Below are 21,230 nucleotides of genomic sequence, written 5' to 3'. Positions count from 1 at the left end.
GACGGCGGCTTTCTGCCGCCGAACAAACAAGGAGGAAGATACAATGGGTTATCCAAAGGGTTTGCTTTCGTCCCGGGCGGTTATTCGCAACGGAGTCTATGCTGTGATTCCTCCGGAGGGCCGGGTTATCAACGTGATTCCGGGTTTTGAGGGGTTCAAAACGTCGATCATCGCCTCTCCCAAGATCGGGCCGAGCTTTGTGTGGTACGTGTCCACCGTCGCTCCCGGCGCTCACACTTCTAAGGACTGGGGCGACGCGGGCTGCGAGCGCTTTGTCTATTTCATGGACGGCGAGGGCGAGCTGACTGTTACGGTCGCGGGCGAGACGAAGGTTCTCAAGCAGGGCGGTTACGCGTTTGCCCCTGAGGGCGTTGGCATGGGCATTCGCAACGATTCTAACGGTACGATGCGGATCATCATGTACAAGCAGAAGTATATTCCTCTGGAAGGGCACTCGGCTCGGCCGGTGTTCGGCAACGTTCACGATCTGCCTGTGAAGCACTTGGACGATATGGAGAACGTTGACTTGGTCGATCTGCTGCCGACCGACCTCGGTTTTGACATGAACTTCCATATCCTGACGTTCCAGCCCGGCGGCTGCCATTCGTTCATCGAGACTCACGTGCAGGAGCACGGCATGTACATCACTTCCGGCGAGGGCGTGTACCGGCTGGGCGATGATTGGATCCCGGTTCAGCGTGAGGACTTCCTGTGGATGGGCGCTTTCTGCCAGCAGTGCGTCTACGCCAGCGGGCGCGAGCCGATGAGCTACATCTACTCCAAGGACTGCAACCGGGACGTGGAGCTGTAGTCCCGAATCTACCACGAAAGGACGATTTTATTATGGCTTTGACGGCGAACTTCGCGCCTATGAACATCAAGGATGAGCTTGAAGCGACAGGACTGAAGGGGCGCAACCTTGAGTTTCTGACCGACCTGACCCGCGAGCAGTATGGCCATCTGTTCCGCGCCGCTGAGATGATTGAGCCGTTCTGGCGGAACGGTTTGAACTTGATGGAGGGGAAAGTCCTCTGCGCTCTGTTCTTTCAGCCTTCAACCCGCACTCGTTTCAGCACCGAGCTGGCCATGCTGCGCCAGGGCGGCCGCGTGATTTCCGAGTCGAACCCGGCGGTCAACTCGTCGGCCGCTAAGGGCGAGTCGTTGTCTGACCACCTGACGACCGCGTCGTGCTATGCTGATATCATTGGGCTGCGTCACCCGGACTATGAGACGGTGAAGGCCGCCCTGCCGGCCGCCCGCGTCCCCGTCATCAGCTGCGGCTGGGGGAACGAGACGCATCCCACTCAGGGGCTTCTGGATATGTACACCGCCTACAGGGCGTTCGGCGGTTTCGAGGGGCTGAGAGTCTGCATTGCCTCGTCTGACCTGAGCCGTGCCCGGAGCGGCCACTCGTTTGCGATGGGCCTTGCCATCATGGGGGCGGAAATCGTCTACGTCGGCCTGAGCGAGCATCCGATTCCGACACTGATCATGGACAAGCTGAAGGCCGCTGGAGCGAAGATCGAGACCCACTACGACCTGAGCCGCGAGGACTTCATCGACGTGATGGCCACGTGCCACCTCTGCTACCTGCCCGGCTGCTGCGTCCCGAAGGACAACCCGGCGGCCCGCAACGACTTCATGGAGAAAATCGCCAAGTTCTATATTCACTTGGAAGACCTGAAAAAAATTCGGGGGCGGACCGGCCGTATCGTTGGGCTGATGCACTCGCTGCCCCGGAACGAAGTGGAATTCGACTACGCTATCGATCATTCGGAGTTCGAACTGTACTTTAAGCAGATGAGCTTCAGCGTTCCGATTCGTATGGCGCTCGTCTCGTCGATGGTCGGCGTTAACTAAGAAGCACCATCTGAAAGGAGTCTTTCCATGCTGGACTTGCTGGTCAGTGGCGGCACCGCCGTTTTGCCGCAGGGCCCGGCCCGCGCGGATGTCGGCGTGGCTGACGGACGGATTGCGGCGGTTGGCGACCTTTCGGCTTTCCCGGCCCGCCAGACTATCGACGTTTCCGGTCTGCTGGTGCTGCCGGCCTTGGTGGACGGTCATGTCCACTTTAACGATCCGGGACTGACCGAACGGGAGGACTTTTACACCGGGAGCTGTGCCGCCGCTGCCGGCGGCGTTGGCTCGGTCGTCGAAATGCCGCTGTCCGGCAACCCGACTGTGACGTCGGTCGAGACGCTGGAGGCAAAGAAAACCCAAGCCGCGGCCAAGTCGGTGGTCGATTATGGCCTGTGGGGCGGTCTGGTGAACGACAACGTGAGCCAGATGGAAGCGATGTCCCAGAACGGCGCGCTGTGCTTTAAGGCGTTCACATGTTTTGCTGGTAACGATTTCCCGTACGCGAACCACGATGTCCTTTGGCGCGGTCTGGTTGAGGCAGGCCGCATCGGCGCGCTGGTCGGCGTTCACTGCGAGGACGAGGAGCTGACGTCGGTCAGGGAAAAGCGGGCCCGGGCTGAAGGCCGGCTGACGGTTCGGTCGTTCTTAGAAGCTCACGCTCCTGAAACGGAAGAATTGGCAGTGGCGGGCCTGCTGGTGATGGCCCGCCGCGCCGGAGCTCGGGTGCACGTATGCCATGCCACACTTGCCGAAGTGGTTGATATAGTGACTGAGGCGAAAAAACACCAGCCCGCGACGGTTGAGACTTGTCCGCACTATCTGGTTTTCAACGAGTCCGACTTGGAGCGGCTGGGCGGGGAGTTAAAGTGCACCCCGGCCATCAGGACCGCCGCCGATGTGGAGCGGCTGTGGGATCGGGTTCTGTCGGGCAAGGTCGATATGATATGCTCGGATCACTCGCCGTCGACGATCCCTCAGAAGAACCCGCTGAGCGGCTGTTTCTGGGACGCGTGGGGCGGAACTGAGGGAGTTCAGACGACCCTTTCGGTGCTGTACGGCGAGGGCGTGGCCAAGCGCGGCATGTCATTGACGCAGCTCGTTCAGCTTCTCTGCGAAGGGCCGGCGAAGGTGTTCGGTCTGTTCCCCCAAAAGGGGCAGTTGGCTCTGGGGAGCGACGGCGACTTGACGCTGTTTGACCCGAACGCCCGCTGGACCGTGACGCCTGAGGCGCTTTTTTACAAAAACCGCCACAGTCCCTACATGGGCATGGAGCTTTGCGGCAAGGTGAAAACGACGATCGTCCGCGGGACGGTCGTCTATGACGGAAATAAGGTGCTGGCTCCGGCCGGCTTTGGACGTCTCTTGTCCCGACAGTCGGGCGGAGCGGGCGCGGATAAGTGAGAGGTTGTCGATTGATGAGTATTCAGCGTATAGTCGTGGCTTTGGGCGGAAACGCCATTTTGCAGCGGGGTCAAAAAGGAACCGCCGCTGAGCAGATGGAAAACGTTCGAGTCGCCGCGCGTCAGATTGCCGAAATGATCGCGGCAGGGTATCAGGTTGTGGTGACTCACGGGAATGGGCCTCAGGTTGGCGCCCTGCTGATTCAGAACGCGGCAGGCGCGGGGCAGGTTCCGGCTCTGCCAATGGACTTCTGCGGCGCCGAAAGCCAAGGCTTCATCGGCTATATGCTGTGCCAGTGCCTGCGTAACGAGCTGGCGGCCCGAAAAATTGACGGCCGGGAGCCGGTCTGCGTGGTAACTCAGGTCCTTGTGGATCCGAACGACCCGGCGTTTTTGAACCCGACCAAGCCGGTAGGGCCGTTCTACAGCGAGGAAGAGGCAAAAAAGCGGTCTGCCGACGGAAAAGAAAAGTGGATCGAAGACGCTGGCCGAGGCTGGCGGCGGGTTGTCCCGTCCCCGAAACCGGCAGAGATCGTGGAGCGCGGGGCGATTACCAGTCTGCTGGGCAGCGGCGCGACGGTTGTTGCGTCCGGCGGCGGCGGTGTGCCGGTTGTTCGCCGCGAAAACGAGCTGTCCGGCGTCGAGGCGGTTATTGATAAGGACTTGGCCGGTATGCTTTTAGCCTGTCAGGTTCAAGCCGACGCGCTCGTCATTCTCACCGACGTTCAGGCTGCGGCGGTCAACTACGGGAAACCGGACGAAAAATGGCTTGGAAGCGTCTCCGTGAGCGATATGAAGCGGTACGCCAGCGAAGGGCACTTTAAAGCCGGTTCCATGGGCCCCAAAGTCGAGGCGGCAGTTCAGTTTGTCCAGCGCGGCGGTCAGCTGTCGGTCATCACCAGCCTTGACAAGGCGGTGGAGGCTCTGGCCGGTAGCGCTGGAACGCGGATCAGCGCCGGTCAGTAAGGAGGTTGAACCGTTGATTCGAGCACTGCTTGCTCATGCTTCCCGTTATTACGGACTGGGCTGGGGGATTCGTCGGGCCTTTGAGTTCATCACTCAAACGGACTTCAGCGGGCTGAGTGCCGGTCGGTATGACGTGGAAGGCGACAGGATTTACGCGCTCATTCAGGAAAAAAACAGCCAGAGGCTCTGCGACGCGCCGTTTGAAAATCACCAGCGCCACGCGGACCTGCAGATGACGCTTTCCGGCGACGAGTGGGTCGGGTACTGCCCGGTCGAGCGGCTGACGCTGTTAGGCGACTACAACGCCCAGACCGACGTTCAGCTCTACACCGGAACCGGCTCGCTTCAGCGGAGCTACAACGACAGCTTCGCCCTGTTTTTCCCCGAGGACGGACACCAGCCCTACGTCACGATGACGGAACCGGCGCCGCTTCGGAAGTTGGTTATGCGCATTCGGTTAGACACGCTCGAGCTGTAAAAGAGCGAAATCAAGCGAGGAGGAAAAATAAATGATTAAGACTGAACGGCTTGTGATGATTCCTGGACCGACTCCTGTTGTCCGCAGCATTCAGAACGAAATGGCGCGTCCGACGGTTGCCTTTGGCGATCCGTGCTTCGTGGCGGATTACAAACAGCTCGTTCTTGACCTGCAGGAGATGTGGGGCTGCGGTGAAGGGGGCCAGGCGTTCGTCTTTGCCGGCAGCGGCACGCTGGGCATGGAAATGGCTTTGGCCAACACTACCAAGCGGGGCGACAAGATCCTCGTCTGCTCCAACGGCGCGTTCGGCGACCGGTTCAAGAAAATGTGCCTTCGCAAGGGACTCGACATGGACGTTCTGGCGACGGATCACTGGGGAACCAGCATCACCGCTGAAATGGTCGAGGCGAAACTGAAGGAAAAGAAATACGCTGCCGTTACGGTCACTCACGTCGAGACGTCCACCGGCGTCATGGCTCCGATCGCTGCAATCGGCGAAGTTCTTAAAAAGCACCCTGAGACTATTTACATCGTCGACGGCGTCGCAGCCGCGGCCGGCGCGGAAGAGAACCTTGAGAAGATGGGCATCGACATTGTGCTTTCCTGCTCGCAGAAGGCCTTCGGCGTCTGCCCCGGCCTGACGGTTCTGTGGGCCAGCAAGGCTGCTTTGGACCGCCGCGCTTCCTTGGGCGAACTCATCCCTGAAAGCTACTGCGACTTCAACGAGTGGGTGCCGGTCATGAGAGACCCGTCCAAGTACTGGGGAACTCCGGCCGTCAACCTGATCTGGTCGCTTAAGGAATCCGTCCGGATCATCAAGGAAGAAGGGCTTGCTGAGCGGTATGCACGGCACATTCGCATTGCCAAGCTGATCGACCAGTCGGTGGAAAAACTGGGCTTTAAAGTCGCCGCCGAAGAGGGCTTCCGCGCTCCGACCCTGACTGTGTACCTGTACCCCGCCGGCGTGGACGACGCCAAGTTCCGCGCTGCCGTGGCAGAGGAAGGCGCCGTTGTGGCCGGCTGCTTGGGCGAGTTTGCCGGCAAGGGCTTCAGAATGGGCCATATGGGCAACATCGACAAGCACGTCATCACCGGCGCGGTCGCTGCTGTGGCCAGAGCTTGCGTCAAGCTGGGCGTGAAGGCTGACGTGGCTGGAGCCATGGACGTGCTGCTCCGTGGGCTCGCTCAGGAAAAGTAGACTTTAGGCGCTGCAAGCGCCGGTTGCTCCGTGTGTACTGGACAACCGGCGCTTTTTTTACCCTATTGTTCGCGCTTAAATGCACAAATAGGCTTCTAATACGAGTAAAGGATACTTTTGAATTACTATTAAGGGCGTTTTTGAGGCTGAACGAAGCATAAAGAACCGGAAATAATTTTCTATTTCATCATAATCTGCTAAAGCGAGGTGCTCGAAGTGGAGTACGGTTTTCTGTCCCTCATTCCGCCGATAGTGGCGATTGTTCTGGCATTGGTGACAAAGCAGACGGTCTTTTCCCTCGTCGTTGGGCTGTGGATAGGAACGACGATTATCTGCGGTTGGAACCCAATCGTCGGGTTCCCCACGATGATTTCCAAGTTTTTCATCCCGCTGATCGCGAACGAGTGGAACGCCGGTATGCTCATGCTGATCGTCTCCTGCGGAGGCTTTGTCTACCTGATTAAACGAACCGGCGGCGCGAAGGCCTTTGGCGAATTTGCGGCGAAGCGGGTGAAAACTCGTAAGCAGGCGCAACTGACGACGTATGCCAGCGCTTTTGCGTTTATTTTTACCGAACCGACTCTGACCCTCGGCTCCATCATGCGGCCTGTGACCGAGAAGCTGCGGGTTTCCCGGGTCAAGCTGGCATATATTTGCGACGTGATGGGCTGTCCTTTCGCCACTTTGTCGCCGATTACCAGCTACAGCACCTATGCGATCGGCTTGATCGCGACGCAGTTCACCGCGCTGGGCATTACTGATAACCCGTGGTCGGTGTATCTTCGGGCACTTCCGTTTAACTTCTACGCTACCTTTGGCATGCTGGTTCTGCTGGCCGTGATTATTTGGGACTTGGATATCGGTCCGATGTACGCAGCAGAGCAGCGGGCAATCAAGACGGGACAGCTCATTGGGCCGAACGACAATCCGATGGGCAAGTATGATTTGGACGAGGACAAACTGTTCAGCGGCGTGAACCTGACGCTGAAGAACTTCCTCGTTCCGCTGGGCGTGCTGTTCCTCACGCTGATTGCCATGATTATGTGGACGGGGAATGCCCCTGTGAACGGTATTGGCGGGGCATTTGTCAAGTCGAACATCTCCCTGTCAATTTCCACCTCGTTCCTCACGGCTTCGATCGCTGCCGGGATTATTGGGGCTCACTCAAAGGTCTTCGGGTTCCGGGATATCGTCCCTGAATGGTGCCACGGCGTGGCCCTCAACTCGGACATTCCGGTCATTCTGGTGCTCGCGTGGTCCATTGGTTCCCTCACCGGCATGATGGACCTGAAAGGGTATCTCATCAACATCGTCGAAAGCTATCATATTCCCGCCGGCCTTATGCCTGCGTTCCTTTTTGTAGTGGGCGCGTTCATTGGGTTCTCCACTGGAAGCTCTTGGGGCGTTTGGGCGATTATCCTTCCCATTTCGCTGCCGGTGGCTCACCACTTCGGCGTTCCTATGGAATTGATGATCGGCGCTTCCTTGAGCGGCGGTGTGTTCGGAGACCACTGCTCGCCGATTTCTGATACGACGATTCTGGCGTCAACTGCCGCCGGGGCTGACCACGTTGAACACGTGAAGACTCAGCTCCCCTACAGCTTGACCGTTGCCTTCTGCTCCGGTCTGGGCTTCTTGGTCGGCGGGCTGTACTCCCAGATGCTGGGACTTGTCGTCGCGGCCGTGTCCCTTGCCTTTGCCGTGATTCTGCTACACCGGCTAGCCGCTCGCCGGCTTTGCAGACAGGCTGCTTAATAAACACTCGGCAATCGTTTCGCCCTCCTCGCGGAGACTTCCGCAAGGAGGGCTTTTTTGTTTCCTTTTGTTGTGCCCAAGAGAGAAGCGGGAGCACGTGCGGGACAGGAAGGGGGGCAATCGATGGCGGTTTTTATGGGGAGAGCATGGACGCGTCACCTGAAAAGCTGTCCAAGGTATGGCCGTATCTTTGGAGTATCTTTGTGGGGCGTCTATCAGTGGCGGGCAAATGGAAGGGCCGGGCAGGCGCGGGGCAAAATGGCAATCGTTCATGCTGACAGTGGAGTTCCGTCGTTTGGAGAATTGCCTGCGGCTGAGTCGGCTGCTGCCGTTTGTGGGTTAAAAACGCGGGCATTCTTCGTGGATTGCCCAGCCGCTCGAGGCGGCCGCCGGGAGGAATTTCTGTAAAACAACTAATAAAGCCAATTTTATGTTATTTCTTTAGGAAAAAATAAAGAAAAAACAGGCTTGGGCGTGAGGAATTGTTGAAAAGTATGATTCGGCCGCAAGCTGCGAAACCATATAACAAAAAAATGAATCACCCTTATGAAATCAGCCAAAGTATGGAAGAACTAATAAAAATATCAAGTTTTTTTGTTATCAGGCGATGATGAAGAGAGTGAGACCGGCCGGTAAGATAAGGCCAATAAGTTCCAAAAATCACGATGTGAGCTTTGAGAAGGTTGAAAGAGGAGGCGATGTTTGTGAAGAAGTCGTTGGCAGCGTTGTTGGCTGGGGTAGCAGTGCTGGGAGCAGTGAGCGGGGCCGTTGCGGCGGAAAAAGTCCTGAAGATCGGCGTTTTGGGCGTGATGAGCGGCTCCGCTGCCTCTTGGGGGCTGGTGAATCGGTACTGCGCCGAGGCTTCCGCTGAGATGATCAACGAGGCGGGAGGCTTTGAGATCGGCGGCGAGAAGTACAAGATTAAGATCGTGTCGGTCGACGACAGAAACGACCCGAAGGTGGCTATTTCCGGCGCAGAGCGGCTGATTTACGAGGAAAAAATCCACTACATTATCGGTCCCAACATCGCCCCCACGTCGATGGCGATTGTGCCGGTCCTTGAAAAGGGCGGGGCGATCAGCATTCCTTACGCGTTCCCGAAGGCCTTGTACACTCCGCCGGCGAGCAACTCGATTCTGGGCATGATCGCGTCGTATCAGGCTGGGCCGGTGATCTTCAAGTATTTGATGAAGGAACACGGCATCAAGACGATCGCCTTTGTGGCCCGCAACGACACCGAGTCGCTGACGATGAGAGAAGAGAGCCTGCAGTCCGCTAAGGAGCTTGGGCTTGAAGTCCTTTCCGATAAGGACACGTACGAGACCGGCACGACCGACTTCTTCCCGGTCATGACGAGCATTGTGGCGAAAAACCCCGACCTGCTCGTCCTGTCCGGTCCGGCGCCGGCTGACACGCCCCTTCTGATCAAGACGGCCCGCGAGCTGGGCTATCAGGGTTTCATGTGCGCCGAGAACGCCCAGGATGCCAAGGTCATCTCCGAACTGGCTGGCGACGCGGCGAACGGCTTCATCTCGGTCGGCGGCGCGAGCACCCCTGAAATCCGCAGCGACTACATGAACGAGTTCATCAAGCGGTATGAGAAGATCGCCGGCGAGTGGAACGACGAGGCAGGGACGAAGGTTTACGCGTTGGACTATATTCTGAACACGATCAAGGCGGCCGGCCCCGAGGCGATTAACGACGTGGAGAAGTTTAAGGCAGCGATGAACACCTTCTCGATTCCGAACCCGTACATCAAGGGCGACGCGGCTCCACTTCACTACATTGGCGAGAAGTATTTCCAGCAGAAGCGCCAGTTTTCTGTCCCGATGGTTATCGTGACGTACGAGGGCGGCGAATTTAAGACGCTCTTTGTCGGCTCGGCTGAGTAACCTGACATGCTGGGGGCCGTCAGCTTTTGACGGCCCCTTTTTGCGTGACTGGTCTGTTTAATTGTCGGAGGGGGTGCGCCTTTGGAACAAGTTCTGTGGAACGGCCTTTATACCGGTATGCAGTACGCCCTTGTCGCGCTGGGCCTGACGCTGATTTTCGCCCTGATGAACGTGATGAACTTCGCCCACGGCCAGCTGTACATGCTAGGTGGCTTCGTCACCTATTACGTCTACGGCATGATGAAACTGCCGTATCCTGTCGCGATCGCCGCGTCGGCGCTTTCGCTGGCTGCTGTCGGCGTGCTGTTTCAGGTGTTTCTGTTCAAGCCGGTCTTGCGCTACAGTCTGAGAGAAGAAAGCAGCATGCTGCTTTCAGCCGGTACGGCGACGTTTCTTGAAAGTCTGGCGCTGATATTTTTCGGCGAAAAACACCGCGGCGTCCCGGCGGTAGTGAACGGCGTTTACCGGATCGGGAACGCTTTCCTGCCCAAGGGGCGGCTGCTGGTGATCGCCCTGGCGTTCGCGTTTATCGGGATTTTCATTCTGTTCATGAGGTACACCAAGCCGGGGCGGGCGCTGCGGGCTATGGCTCAGGACGCGCCGACGGCTCGGCTGATGGGCATTAACGTGGACAGGTATGCGGTTCTCGGCTGGGCTCTGGCCGCTCTGCTGGCTGGGGTCGCCGGGTCGCTGCTGGTGCCGATTTCAGGCGTTGACTCGGGGATCGGCAACGGCATTTCGATTAAGGCGTTCATCATGGTGATGATCGGTGGGGCCGGAGCAGTTTCCGGGGCTCTGCTGGGCGGGTTTATTCTGGGAATGCTTGAGGCGTGGGGATATTACCTGTTCCCCGGTGGCGAGACCTACCTGATCATTTTCGTTGGGCTGATGATTTTCCTGTCGCTGAGGCCTAACGGGCTGATGGGCAAGTCCAGTTAGGAGCGGAGCATGAACAAACAGAGATCTACCGGAAAATTTGCGGCTCTTCTTCTGATATTGGCGGTTTATCTGGTCGTTATTCCCCTTGTCTTTCGAGGACACCCCTATTTTCTGGGCGTCCTGACTCAGGCGTCGGTGCTCAGCGTGATCAGCGCCGGCGTTTGGCTGATGTTCTATATCGGGCGGATCAATATCGGTCAGGGCGCGTTCGCCCTGATCGGCGGCTACACGGCGGCTATTTTGATGAAGAAGATAGGGCTGTCGTTCTGGCTCGCGTCGCTCGGCGCGGTCGCCGTGACCGTGGCGGCGGCAGTGATCGTGGGGCTTCCGCTGCTGCGGCTCAAGGGCGTTTACTTCTCCATGATCACGCTGTGTCTCACCGAGACGGCCCGGCTGGCGGCTCAGAGCTTCCCCAGCCTGACCAACGGCGCCAAGGGGATTCTGAATATCCCCATGCCTGGCGCCGTGAAGCTGGGCGACTTGACACTGATTCCCGATTTTGCGTCGGTCGACAAGCACTTGGCCTATTACTACCTAGGCGCGGTGCTGCTGCTGTTCTGCTTTGCCGTGCTGTACCGGGTGGTTCACAGCCGGTTGGGCTGGCTGCTTAGGTCGCTGCAGGAGAACGAAGAGCTGGCGTCGTCGTTCGGCGTTGACGTTCCGCGGCTTCGCGTGATCGCGTTCGGAATATGCGCCGTGTTCGCCGGCCTCGGCGGCTCGTTCTTCGTGACGCTTCAGCAGTGCGTCTACCCGGCGACGTTCACGGTTCAGGACTCCACCTATTTCCTGCTGTACTGTTTCTTGGGCGGCCTGGGAAGCGTGTGGGGCGCTCTAGCCGGAACGTTCGTCCTCTTCTTGAGCTTTGAGGCGCTGCAGGGGCTGAATCAGTATCAGCCGCTGATTTATTCGTTGATCATGATCGGCATGATGCTGTGGCTGCCGAACGGACTGCTGAGCCTGCGGCTTCCGTGGTTCCGCAAAAAGTTGGTCTGCGTCGTGCCCGTGGACGAGAGGCCGGACGCGAAGGAGACGAGCGATCAGGAGGTTAGGTCATGACGGCGCCGCTGATGGAAGTGCGAAACCTGACAAAACGCTTTGGCGGTCTGGCCGCGGTCAGCGACGTGTCTTTTGACGTGCGCGAGGGGGAAATCCTGAGCATCATCGGCCCCAACGGCGCGGGCAAGAGCACGCTGTTCAAGCTGCTTTCGTCGTTCCTCAAGGCGACGTCGGGCCATATTCTCTTCCGCGGCGAGGAAATCACATCGCTGGCGCCGCACTTGGTCGCCCGAAAGGGGATTATTCGGACCTTTCAGGAGACGACGATCTTCCGTCACATGACCGCTCTGGAAAACGTGATTGTGGCGCACCACCTGCAAAGCCGCGCCGGCCTGCCGGGCTTTTTCTTCGGCACTTCGACGGCTCGGGCCGATGAGGAGAAGTTCGCCGAGAGCGCTAGGGAAATTCTCGACTATATTGGGCTTGGAGAGGTGAAGGATCAGGAGGCGTCGGCGCTTCCGCATGGTCACCTGCGGGCCTTGGGCATGGCCATTGGTCTTGCCGCTAGGCCGACGATCCTGCTCCTCGACGAGCCGTTCGCTGGGATGAACTCGGAAGAGACGCTGGAAGGCATGAAGCGGGTGCAGGGGATTCGCTCCCGAGGCGTGACGGTTCTGCTGGTCGAGCATGATATGGCGGCCGTCATGTCCATCAGCGACCGAATTATTGTGCTCAACTTCGGCCACAAGATCGCGGAAGGGACGCCGGAAGAAATACAGAAGGACGAGCAGGTCATCGAAGCGTACCTCGGCCGGGAAGACGAGGAGGTGAACGGCTGATGCTGCTGCAGTGTTCTGATATGTACATCGATTACGACTGCGTCAAAGCCGTTCATGGCATTTCAATGAACGTTGACGGCGGCGAGATTGTGACGCTGATCGGCGCGAACGGCGCCGGGAAAAGCTCGGTTCTTCGGGCGATTACCGGCTTAATCAAGCTGAACGGGGGCGAGATTCGCTTTGAAGGCGAGCGGATCGACGGCCTTTCGGCGGAAGAGATTGTGAAGCGCGGCATCACCATGGTTCCCGAGGGCCGTCACGTTTTTCCTCTGATGACGGTGAAGGAGAACCTGATGATAGGCGCGTTCCTGCGCCGCGACAAAGCGAAGATCGACGAGTCGATCGAGCAGGTATTTCACCACTTCCCGCGGCTGAAAGAACGAATCAATCAGGCCGCCGGCACGATGAGCGGCGGCGAGCAGCAGATGCTCGTCATCGGGCGCGGGCTGATGGCCGACCCGAAACTTCTGCTTCTCGACGAGCCGTCGTTAGGCGTCGCGCCGCTGTTCGTCCAAGAGATCGCCCGGGCGATTACGGCGATTAACGAGACAAAAGGCGTGAGCATTATTCTGGTGGAGCAAAACTCCCGAATGGCCCTGCGGGTGTCGCACCGGGCGTATGTGCTGGTGACAGGGAAGCTCGCTCTTGAAGGGGTGTCGGCGGCGCTGAGAAACGATGAGCGCGTTCAGAAGGCCTACTTGGGCGGGCAGGTAGAGTAAGACTGGCAAGTTGCTTTAAAAAGGGAGGTTCCCTATGTATGACTTGGTAGTATCTGGCGGACAGATCGTCACGCCGGAAGGGGTTTTTACCGGCGACGTTCTCGTTCAGGACGGCAAAATTGCCGCAGTCACCTGCGGGGAAAGCGGCGCTCCCGCGCGGCAGTCGATTCAAGCGGCGGGACGTTTCGTTTTCCCCGGGGCGATCGACGTGCACGCTCACCTGAACGATCCGGGGTTCACGTGGCGGGAGACGTTCGGACATGCTACCCGCGCGGCGGCCGCCGGCGGGGTAACGACGATCGTCGACATGCCCTTGCAGAACGAACCGGCGCTGACGACGGTCGAGCTGTTTGACCGCAAAAATTCCATCGTCGGGCCTCAAGCGGCGGTTGACTTCGCCTTTTGGGGCGGACTAACGGAAAACAATCTGGCCGACTTGGAAGGTCTCCACGCCAAAGGCGCCCCGGCGTTCAAGGTCTTTGTCGGTCCCGTTTCGCCGGACTATCAGACGCTTAACATGGGCGTCATCCGTCAGGCCATGGGAATTGTCAAAAGGTTCGACGGGCTAATCGGCTTCCACGCGGAAGACTATTCCATCATCAAGCGGGGAGAGAAGCTGGCTATCGAGGCCGGAAAGACGGGACGCCGGGACTTCTTGGATTCCCGCCCGGTCGTGGCTGAGCTGGTCGCCGTGGCGAGCCTGATCGAGCTGTCAAAAGAGTCCGGCGTGAGGATTCACATCTGCCACGTGAGCCACCCCGACGTGGCGGAGATGATCTCCCAATCCCAGAAAGAGGGCGTGCGGATCACCGCCGAGACTTGCAGCCATTATCTGGTCTTCACCGAAGACGACCTGCTGGAAAAAGGGACGCTCTTTAAATGCGCGCCGCCGCTTCGGACGAAAGAAGCCAGAGAGCGGCTGTGGCGTTACGTGGCTGACGGAACGCTGTCCTGCGTCGCGTCCGATCATTCGCCCTGTCGGGAAGACGAGAAGAGCGAAGAAAAAGGTGTCTTCAGCGCTTGGGGCGGCATCAGCGGCATTCAAAGCCTTGTTCAGGCGTTTTACAGCGGCGCCCGCCAGCGCGGGTACGACGAGGTCATGGTGGCGTCTCGGCTTTCGGAAGGCCCGGCCAAGGTCTTCCGACTTTGGGGACAGAAGGGCGCTATTCTGCCGGGATTCGACGCGGACCTGTTCCTGCTTGACCCAGAAGAGAGCTGGACGATTCGGGCTGAAGACCTGCTGTACCTGAACCAACTCTCCGCGTTCGTCGGGCTCTGCGGCAAGGGCGCGGTGAAAACGACGATTCGCCGCGGGCAGGTCGTCTGGGACGGAGAAAAGATCGTTTTTCCGTCCGGCGGACAGCTCGTGACGCCGGTTTTATCTAAGAACTGAACACGAGAAAGGCGCTGCTCATTTTGGTCTGCTCCCCGTCAATAGGACAGTGAAAAATCAAAAAGTCCCGTACCGCCAGTCGAGTAATCGGCTGGCGGTTCTTTTACGCCGCAGTATAGAAGCTTGCATGGTATTCGGCAGGTGTCATCAGATTCAGTTTCCGTTGGAACCGCTCTGTGTTGTAATACCTGATGTATGACTCTATGGTCTTCACCAGATCCATCTTTGAGGTGAAGCGTTTCCTGTAGTACATTTCACGCTTCAGGATCCCCCAGAAGCCTTCCATAGGCCCATTGTCAATGCAATGGGCTACTCTGGACATGCTCTGCTTCATTCGGTTTCTCTTTAGTCTCCCCGAGAACTGTTTGCTCGTGTACTGGAAGCCTCGGTCACTGTGAAACAATGGATGTGCCTCGGGCTCACGCTCTACAGCTTCATCAAACGTGCTCATAACCAGCGGATTGTCATTATGCTCGCCGATTTTATATGCCACGATCCTGCGATCATAGAGATCCAGTATGGCACTCAGATATACTTTGTGAGCGTTCCCCCCGACGTAATACTTGAACTCAGTGACATCCGTCAGCCATTTCTCGTTCGGTGCGTCTGCGTGAAAGTCACGGTTGAGATAGTTTTTGGCGATATGTGCAGGGTCTTGGCTGCTTCTGGTGCAGCTCTTTGGCCTCCACTTGATCGTGGATTGAATACGCTCTCCGCGACAGATCCTGAGTACCCGCTTATCGTTCACTGCGATGCCGTGATTCCTTTCCAGTTCGTCCCTGATTCGCCGGTAACCCATATCCGGATGGTTCTCATGAATGGCCTTGATCTTCTCGGAGAGCTCGGTATTGTACTTCTCACTGAAGCTGACAGGACCTTTAAGCCAGCGATAATACGCGCTGCGCGAAAGCCGCTGGCACTGACAGAGCTTTTGCAGGGGGTAGTGCTTGGCTTCAGTCAGTTCTTTGATCGCTTGGTATTTGTAGGGATGTCGAGTCAGAGAGAGCGATCTTTCATCTCTAACTCTCTGATTTTTTTTAACAGGTCGTTCTCCATCTGAAGGTCGCGGTTCTTGCGTTCCAGTTCTGCAATCCTGTGGCGCTGCTTTTCCTCTGGTGTCCGGGCTGGCAGGGTTCCAATCCGCCGTCCACGACGGTCTTCAAGGCCGGCGGGGCCCATGCTCTCATAACGGAGCACCCAGTTGCGCACCTGCTGATAGGAACAGTTATATTTCAGCGCCGTCGCTCCATAATTATTATCCTTAGCAAGGCAGTACCGTACGATTTCAAGGCGTTCTTCCTGGGTTGTCTGTCTGGCTTTTCTCATGGAGCTGCCTCCTCCGCTTGTGCGCGATTGGATCCATCCATGAGTAGTATATGCCTGTATCCAGCTTTGAAGTTGAGCTTTTGACCGTAAGCCATAGCGATACGCCGTCTCCGTTAAGGATCCTTCTCCGCTCAGATAGGCATGAACGGCAGCCAATTTCAGCTCCTGTGAATAATGTCTGTTTCTCGATTGAGCGAGCAATCCTCCGGGACCTTCATTTTGGTAAATCCGGACCCAACTCCTAAACGATGCGCGGCCCCTAAGCCCCGCTTGCCTTGTCGCTTCTGTGCAGCTGATTTCGTCTCGGAGATAGCTTTCAACTAGAGATATTTTCAAAGCTGAGTCTATCTTGCTTTTTCTGGGCATAGAAATACCCCCCAAGTAGGTTTTATATTTCCCTGTCCTACTTGGGGGGAGCATATCATTTTTTGAGCAGCGCCTTTGTTATTTGTCTAATTGTTATTTTGTCTAGTTGGAGAGCGGTGCGAACAGGTTGCCCTCGGTCAGTTTTCCCTCGGACATGCTGTAGACGCGCTTGCCGTACCGCAGCGTGTCCAAGTCGTGGGAGACGATCAGGATCGTCATGCCCTCGGCGTTCAGCCGGGAAAACTCTTCCATGATGCCTTGAGTCGACTCGACGTCCAAGTCGGACGTGGGTTCGTCGGCGATGAGGAGCTGCGGGTGGTTGACCAACGCGCGGGCAATGAGCGCGCGCCGCAACTCGCCGCCGGAAAGCTCGCTCGGGTAGGCATCGGCCATGTTCTCAATACCGAAACGCTCCAGAAGCAGTCGGGCCGAGCCTTCTCCGTCGCCGCCCCGCGGGTAGAGACAAAAGGGAAGGAGCACGTTTTCCAGCACGGTCAGGTTGGGCAGGGCGGAGGCGCCTTGGGGGATAAATCCAATCTGCTCGTTGCGGATTCTGGAAAGCTCTGCGTCCTTCTTGCCCGCAAGGCTCACGCCGTTCAGCTCTACCGTGCCGGAACTGGCGGCAAGCATCCCCGCCGCGATGTTCAGCAGCGTCGACTTGCCGCCGCCGGAACGGCCGATGATGTTCACGTAGTCGCCGGGCTCGACGGTCAGCGAGACGTGGTCGACGGCAAAAAACTTCCCTCCGCCGCGGGTGTATTCCTTGCACAGATCCTTCAGATTCAGTATAGGCGTCAATTTAGTTCCCCCTCAGCGTAGAGTAAATATCGGCTTTGCTGACTCGCCGGGCAGCGCGGTACGCTGCAAGCAGTCCGGTCAAAACCGAAAGGAGCACGGTCGCTCCCGCGATCAATAGGAGGACGCTGAGCTGGGGCAGCAAAAAAGGCAGTTTGAGGGCCTCTGCGGCACGCGGCGCGCTCAGGGTGGCCGCAAAAGCGCCGAGCAAAAGACCTAAAACGGCTCCTTCAAGGCACAAAATCAGCACTTCGTCCAAAATCATGCAGGTCAGCTGGCTGCTGCTGGCACCGACGGTCCGCAGCATGGCCATTTCAGAGCGGCGCTCGTTCAGGCTGACTGAAAAGAGCAGCGAGATCACGCAGGCAGCCAAAAGCCAGAGAATCGCGCCGCCCCACAGGGCGAATTTGGCCGCGCCCCGAAGCGTCACACTCATGCCATTGATGAAGCTGTGGCTGCACATGATGTACAGGCCGCCGCGGTTCAGGGCTCGGTTCATGTCCATAGCGAGGTCAGCGGCGTCTTGTCCCGGCTTGAGGCGGACCATCACGGCGGATACCAGCGACTTATCCTTTGCCAACGGCGAGTTGAGCAGGAAACTGGCGTCAACGGCAGCCTGACAGAGCGTATTCCGGGTCATAAAGACCGAGTCGTCAAAGCCCATGCCGGTTTTGGCGAGCTTGCCGGCCACCGTGTAGGGGCGGTTAAAGAACTTCAGCGTGCCGCCTGTTTCCGCGTTGACGTTGTTGCCAACGATAATTTGCCCGTCCTCCAGCTCTCGGGATGTGGAGGAGACGAGCCACGGCTTGATGAGAAAGTCAGTCTTGCTGTCAATTCCCATCAGTTGAAGCGGGGAGGCACAGCAGGACGCGCTGAGAGTGGCCAAGAAAACCTGCGGCGTCGAGGCTTCGATGACGTCGCTAAAACGTTTCAGCTGTTCTTCTGCGTCCTTAGGAAGGAAAAACGTGCTCGGAGCCCCGGTGAGAAGCAAGTTCTCAACCTTGGCGGTGTAGTCCATAGGAACGACGATCAGGTCGGCGCCAAGCCGATCTGACACGCTCTTCATGCCGTCGGACATGGCGAAAAACGCGACAGATCCGGCGAACATAAAGAAACTCAGAAGCAGTACCGTTAAAATCAGGCACAGGCTACGCCGAGGGGATCGCCGGATGTTTTTCAGGGCGATCCCCAAGGGAGTAAGCCGAATCATATTACCGATTGCCGCGGACAAAGCTGGTCAGGAGCCCGATGACGCAGAAGAGGACGATTGCCCCGGCGATCCAGTCCACTTTAACGGCGGTCGCATGGCAGGCCATTTCGGGGTTCCCGCAGAGGCCGCAGGCCCAGCCGTCGCCGGCGACTTTGACGATCCCTCTCGGCACCAGCCAGCACAGCAAAGCGGCTGCGCCGGAAACGATGTACCACAGCGGCAGAAGGCGGCCGGTCAAAGAGATCAGCGACGACAGGACGACAACTCCGCCCATGACGGTGACGAAGATCCCCGAATACCAGCATTTCATGTGCCCGCCGTTAGCCATCAGCTTGGAGCAGATGGGGAACAGGACGAACGAGGCCAAAGCGAGGATCACTCCGAGAACCAGAAGGAGCAGAGAGAGCTTCTTGTGCATTTGAACCATCCTCCTCAGAAGAGAGAGATATTTTCAGCGCGCTGGCTGAAAGAAGAAACGTTTAGCATCATTGTAAGCAAGGACAGCCCTCTCTGTCTTGCGGCGCCCTGTCGTAACTTTTAGGACCCCTCGTCCGTCAGGCGCCTCTTTTCACCAATAAATTCCCGCCGGAACGCGTAGGCGCCGCGGCAAAATCAGCAGCGGCGCGAGCTGACGCAAATCGGCTCGTTTCCATTAAAACGAAGCATTGTTTTTATTTGTTTTGATTTGGTTTGTTGCTGTTTGTTAAAAAGGGAGTCACTTCGATTGGCGAATCACGATCGAAGCGTCTCGTAAATGTCCGTCTTGGCGGCTTGGCGCGCGGAAAAAGTTGCCCCGAAAACGCCGGTGAGCACCGACGCGGCGACCGCGCCGAGAAGCAAGACGGCTAAAGAGCCGAAGGACGGCAGAAGGAACGGCAGTTTCAGCGCCGCCGTCACAGCTGGACTGACGAGGGCAACGATCAAAGCGCCGAGAGCCGCGCCGGTCGTCGCGCCGTAAAAGCTGATCAAAAAGGCTTCGGCCAGTACCAGCCGCAGCAGTTTGCCCCTGCTCGCACCGATGGCCCGAAGCACGCCCAACTCAGTTTTTCGCTCGTTGACCGTCACGGAGAAGAGCAGCGCGATGATAAACACTGCTAGAAGCCAGATCAGGCCGACGGCTCCGCGGATCATCCACGACACCAGCGTGAGCGACGATGTAATGCTGTTCACGAACTTCTTGCTGAACAGCGCGAAAATATCGCTGTCGTTCAGCTGGGCGTTGATTTTCTGCGCCACGGCGACCGAGTCGTACCCCGGCCGAAGCTTCAGCATGACGGTAGAAATCAGGCTGCCGTCCTTGCTGAGCGGGTGCTGAAAAATTTTCTCCGCCGCCTTTGCTAAGTCCGCGATGGTCTCGCGGGTCATGAAGACGGTGGCGTCGAACCCCATGCCGGTCTGTTCCAGGCGGCCGGCGATTTTCAAGTCGACGCCGAAGAAGTGGAGCGTGTCGCCCGGCTCGCCCGAAACGCGGTGTCCAAGGATGGCCTCGCCCTTTTTCAGGTCCCGCCGCAGCGTCTCGTTCAGCCACGGCTTGATGAGAAAGTCCGTCTGGTAGTCGATGCCGACCAGCTGGAGCGGGTAGGAGCAGCACGAAGCCCGGAGCGTCGCAAGAAACGTCTGCGGCGTCATCCGGTCGATGCCTTCTATCGCGCTCAGCCGTTCCATGACGTCGTGAGGAAGGTAAAAACTCGACGGCCTGCCCGAAAGGATAATATCGTCGATATGCGGGTCAAAGCCGGCTGGGACGACCATAATGTCCGCTCCAAGGCGGTCGCCCATGCTCTGGGCGCCGCGGGCAAGGCTGACTGTCAGCGCTGTCCCCGCGAAGAGGAAGCAGGAGAGGAGCAGAACGGTCGCCGTCAGGCAGAAACTCCGCCAAGGCCGCCGCCGAATGTTCTTTTTTGCGATGCTGAAAATTCCAAGGGCCGCGGTCATTCGAGCAACGTCCTGCGGACCAAACAAATAAAATCCTTCACGCCCTACCTCGCCTTTTTCAGCGCCTCGTGGACCGCAATCTGCATCGCCTTAAAGGTGACCGTCGCGCCGGAAAGGGCGTCCATCTTGTCGATATCCTGCGTTTCGAGCAGCATGTCGGGGTATTTCTTCATCTCCCGCACGGAAAGCTGGGCTCGCCGGAAATCCTCGGCCGTCCCGCCCTTGCCGTAGTTCTCGTCTTTGACGTTGCCCAAGGCGTCGCGGGCGTCCAGCTTGCAGTCGACGATTTTGTTGTCCTTAATGGTCAGCGTGACGCTGGTGCGCTGCCCGTCGCTTGACTCGTACGCGCCCTCGTAGGTGCCGTCCCGGTAGGTTTTGCCGGAAATGCCCCCCTTCAGGGCGAAGACAACGGCGAGGACTACGACCAAAGCGACGATGGAAATCCAAACTTTTTTCATGCTGGGCCTCCTAAACTTTGAGTACGCCGCTGAAGTTGGCGCGCTGGTCTATGTCCTGCACAATTTTGCCGTATTCGAGGACGATCTTGCGCTGAGCCACGTCGCCCACTTCCGGGTCGTGGGTGACCACGATGATGGTGGCTCCTTCGCTGTGCAGGCGGCGGAAAATGTCGACCACCATGCGCTCGTTCTCCTCGTCCAAGTTGCCCGTCGGCTCGTCGCCGAGGAGCAGCCGAGGCGAGTTGATCAGGGCGCGGGCGATGCAGACGCGCTGCTGCTCGCCGCCCGAAAGCTGAGCGGGCAGGTGATGAGCCCGGCGGCCAAGGCCGACCTTCTCAAGCACTTCCATGGCCTCGTCCTTGTCGGGCATGCTGTGGTAGTACTGAGCGACCATGACGTTTTCCAGCGCGGACAGGTAGCTGATCAGGTGGAACTGCTGGAAGATCAGGCCTATCTTGTCCCGGCGGATCTTGGTCAGGTTGTTGGCGTTCTCGCGGCTGATGTCGACGCCGTCAAGAACCACGCTTCCTTCCGAGGGCGTGTCCATGCAGCCGATGATGTTGAGCATGGTCGTCTTGCCCGAGCCGGACGGCCCCATGATGGACACCCAGTCGCCCTCGTTCACGTTCAGGTTGATGTGCGACAGGGCGTGCAGGTCGCCGTAAATCTTTGAGACGTTCTTCATTTCAAGAATCGTAGCCACTT

21 protein-coding genes and 1 pseudogene are annotated in these 21,230 nt (G+C 58.1%); 13 read left to right on the top strand and 9 right to left on the bottom strand.

The features are described from left to right. Window positions 1-43 precede the first annotated feature (43 nt). From allE to allB (JONANDRAFT_RS04645), 13 genes are all read left to right on the top strand, one after another. Complete coding sequence (allE, locus tag JONANDRAFT_RS04705; RefSeq protein WP_008521379.1) at window positions 44-811, top strand: (S)-ureidoglycine aminohydrolase; 768 nt, start codon at window positions 44-46, stop codon at window positions 809-811. 32 nt (window positions 812-843) lie between these two features. Beyond that, window positions 844-1,860 carry an aspartate/ornithine carbamoyltransferase family protein gene (locus JONANDRAFT_RS04700; RefSeq protein ID WP_008521378.1) on the top strand — a complete coding sequence of 339 codons (1,017 nt, stop codon included), beginning with the start codon at window positions 844-846 and terminating at the stop codon, window positions 1,858-1,860. Window positions 1,861-1,887: 27 nt separating this feature from the next. Then, window positions 1,888-3,261, top strand: coding sequence for an allantoinase AllB (allB, locus tag JONANDRAFT_RS04695; protein WP_008521377.1), 1,374 nt, complete (start codon window positions 1,888-1,890; stop codon window positions 3,259-3,261). Window positions 3,262-3,275: 14 nt separating this feature from the next. After that, the gene (arcC, locus tag JONANDRAFT_RS04690) at window positions 3,276-4,226 is read left to right on the top strand and encodes a carbamate kinase (RefSeq protein ID WP_008521376.1); all 951 of its coding nucleotides are present in this window, start codon (window positions 3,276-3,278) and stop codon (window positions 4,224-4,226) included. A gap of 13 nt (window positions 4,227-4,239) precedes the next feature. After that, window positions 4,240-4,704, top strand: a complete 465-nt coding sequence (locus JONANDRAFT_RS04685) for a YhcH/YjgK/YiaL family protein (RefSeq protein ID WP_008521375.1) — start codon at window positions 4,240-4,242, stop codon at window positions 4,702-4,704. A 31-nt stretch (window positions 4,705-4,735) separates the two neighbouring features. Next, a complete protein-coding gene (locus JONANDRAFT_RS04680; RefSeq protein ID WP_008521374.1) occupies window positions 4,736-5,902 on the top strand; it encodes a pyridoxal-phosphate-dependent aminotransferase family protein in 1,167 nt (388 codons plus the stop codon). Window positions 5,903-6,118: 216 nt separating this feature from the next. Beyond that, window positions 6,119-7,657, top strand: coding sequence for a Na+/H+ antiporter NhaC family protein (locus tag JONANDRAFT_RS04675; RefSeq protein ID WP_008522985.1), 1,539 nt, complete (start codon window positions 6,119-6,121; stop codon window positions 7,655-7,657). Between the two features lie 698 nt (window positions 7,658-8,355). Beyond that, window positions 8,356-9,549: an ABC transporter substrate-binding protein gene (locus JONANDRAFT_RS04670; RefSeq protein ID WP_035786875.1), complete on the top strand. Its 1,194-nt coding sequence runs from the start codon at window positions 8,356-8,358 to the stop codon at window positions 9,547-9,549. An 81-nt stretch (window positions 9,550-9,630) separates the two neighbouring features. Beyond that, on the top strand, window positions 9,631-10,488 hold the full coding sequence (locus JONANDRAFT_RS04665) for a branched-chain amino acid ABC transporter permease (RefSeq protein ID WP_008522983.1): 858 nt from the start codon (window positions 9,631-9,633) through the stop codon (window positions 10,486-10,488). Window positions 10,489-10,497: 9 nt separating this feature from the next. After that, complete coding sequence (locus tag JONANDRAFT_RS04660; protein WP_008522982.1) at window positions 10,498-11,544, top strand: branched-chain amino acid ABC transporter permease; 1,047 nt, start codon at window positions 10,498-10,500, stop codon at window positions 11,542-11,544. Beyond that, window positions 11,541-12,323, top strand: a complete 783-nt coding sequence (locus JONANDRAFT_RS04655; RefSeq protein WP_008521368.1) for an ABC transporter ATP-binding protein — start codon at window positions 11,541-11,543, stop codon at window positions 12,321-12,323. The genes JONANDRAFT_RS04660 and JONANDRAFT_RS04655 overlap by 4 nt, the downstream gene beginning before the upstream one ends. Continuing rightward, complete coding sequence (locus JONANDRAFT_RS04650; protein WP_008522981.1) at window positions 12,323-13,042, top strand: ABC transporter ATP-binding protein; 720 nt, start codon at window positions 12,323-12,325, stop codon at window positions 13,040-13,042. The genes JONANDRAFT_RS04655 and JONANDRAFT_RS04650 overlap by 1 nt, the downstream gene beginning before the upstream one ends. Window positions 13,043-13,076: 34 nt before the next feature. After that, window positions 13,077-14,435, top strand: coding sequence for an allantoinase AllB (allB, locus tag JONANDRAFT_RS04645; RefSeq protein ID WP_008522980.1), 1,359 nt, complete (start codon window positions 13,077-13,079; stop codon window positions 14,433-14,435). A 103-nt stretch (window positions 14,436-14,538) separates the two neighbouring features. Here allB (JONANDRAFT_RS04645) and JONANDRAFT_RS08380 read toward each other — a convergent pair whose 3' ends face one another. The 9 genes and pseudogenes from JONANDRAFT_RS08380 to JONANDRAFT_RS04605 all read right to left on the bottom strand — a co-directional run bounded on the left by JONANDRAFT_RS08380 (window position 14,539) and on the right by JONANDRAFT_RS04605 (window position 21,228). Beyond that, complete coding sequence (locus tag JONANDRAFT_RS08380; RefSeq protein ID WP_233417434.1) at window positions 14,539-15,396, bottom strand: IS3 family transposase; 858 nt, start codon at window positions 15,394-15,396, stop codon at window positions 14,539-14,541. A 35-nt stretch (window positions 15,397-15,431) separates the two neighbouring features. Further along, a complete protein-coding gene (locus JONANDRAFT_RS08375; RefSeq protein ID WP_233417388.1) occupies window positions 15,432-15,761 on the bottom strand; it encodes a helix-turn-helix domain-containing protein in 330 nt (109 codons plus the stop codon). A gap of 90 nt (window positions 15,762-15,851) precedes the next feature. Further along, window positions 15,852-16,127, bottom strand: a pseudogene (locus JONANDRAFT_RS08560) (helix-turn-helix domain-containing protein); the annotation flags it as partial. A 102-nt stretch (window positions 16,128-16,229) separates the two neighbouring features. Then, entirely contained in the window at window positions 16,230-16,925 is a 696-nt protein-coding gene (locus tag JONANDRAFT_RS04630) for an ABC transporter ATP-binding protein (RefSeq protein WP_008521361.1), read from the bottom strand. Window position 16,926: 1 nt separating this feature from the next. Further along, window positions 16,927-18,132 carry an ABC transporter permease gene (locus tag JONANDRAFT_RS04625; RefSeq protein ID WP_008522976.1) on the bottom strand — a complete coding sequence of 402 codons (1,206 nt, stop codon included), beginning with the start codon at window positions 18,130-18,132 and terminating at the stop codon, window positions 16,927-16,929. A gap of 1 nt (window position 18,133) precedes the next feature. Beyond that, window positions 18,134-18,550 (bottom strand): DUF4418 family protein, encoded by a 417-nt coding sequence (locus tag JONANDRAFT_RS04620; RefSeq protein WP_008522974.1) that lies wholly within the window; start codon window positions 18,548-18,550, stop codon window positions 18,134-18,136. A gap of 314 nt (window positions 18,551-18,864) precedes the next feature. Further along, window positions 18,865-20,067, bottom strand: coding sequence for an ABC transporter permease (locus tag JONANDRAFT_RS04615; protein ID WP_008521358.1), 1,203 nt, complete (start codon window positions 20,065-20,067; stop codon window positions 18,865-18,867). Between the two features lie 44 nt (window positions 20,068-20,111). Beyond that, window positions 20,112-20,525, bottom strand: a complete 414-nt coding sequence (locus JONANDRAFT_RS04610) for an FMN-binding protein (RefSeq protein ID WP_008521357.1) — start codon at window positions 20,523-20,525, stop codon at window positions 20,112-20,114. A 10-nt stretch (window positions 20,526-20,535) separates the two neighbouring features. Next, on the bottom strand, window positions 20,536-21,228 hold the full coding sequence (locus JONANDRAFT_RS04605; RefSeq protein ID WP_008522972.1) for an ABC transporter ATP-binding protein: 693 nt from the start codon (window positions 21,226-21,228) through the stop codon (window positions 20,536-20,538). Between the last annotated feature and the right edge of the window lie 2 nt (window positions 21,229-21,230).

The sequence above is a fragment of the Jonquetella anthropi DSM 22815 genome, assembly GCF_000237805.1.
Lineage (GTDB): Bacteria > Synergistota > Synergistia > Synergistales > Dethiosulfovibrionaceae > Jonquetella > Jonquetella anthropi.
The sequence above is the reverse complement of the archived record's forward strand: the minus strand, read 5'-3'. Positions and strand labels throughout refer to the sequence as shown.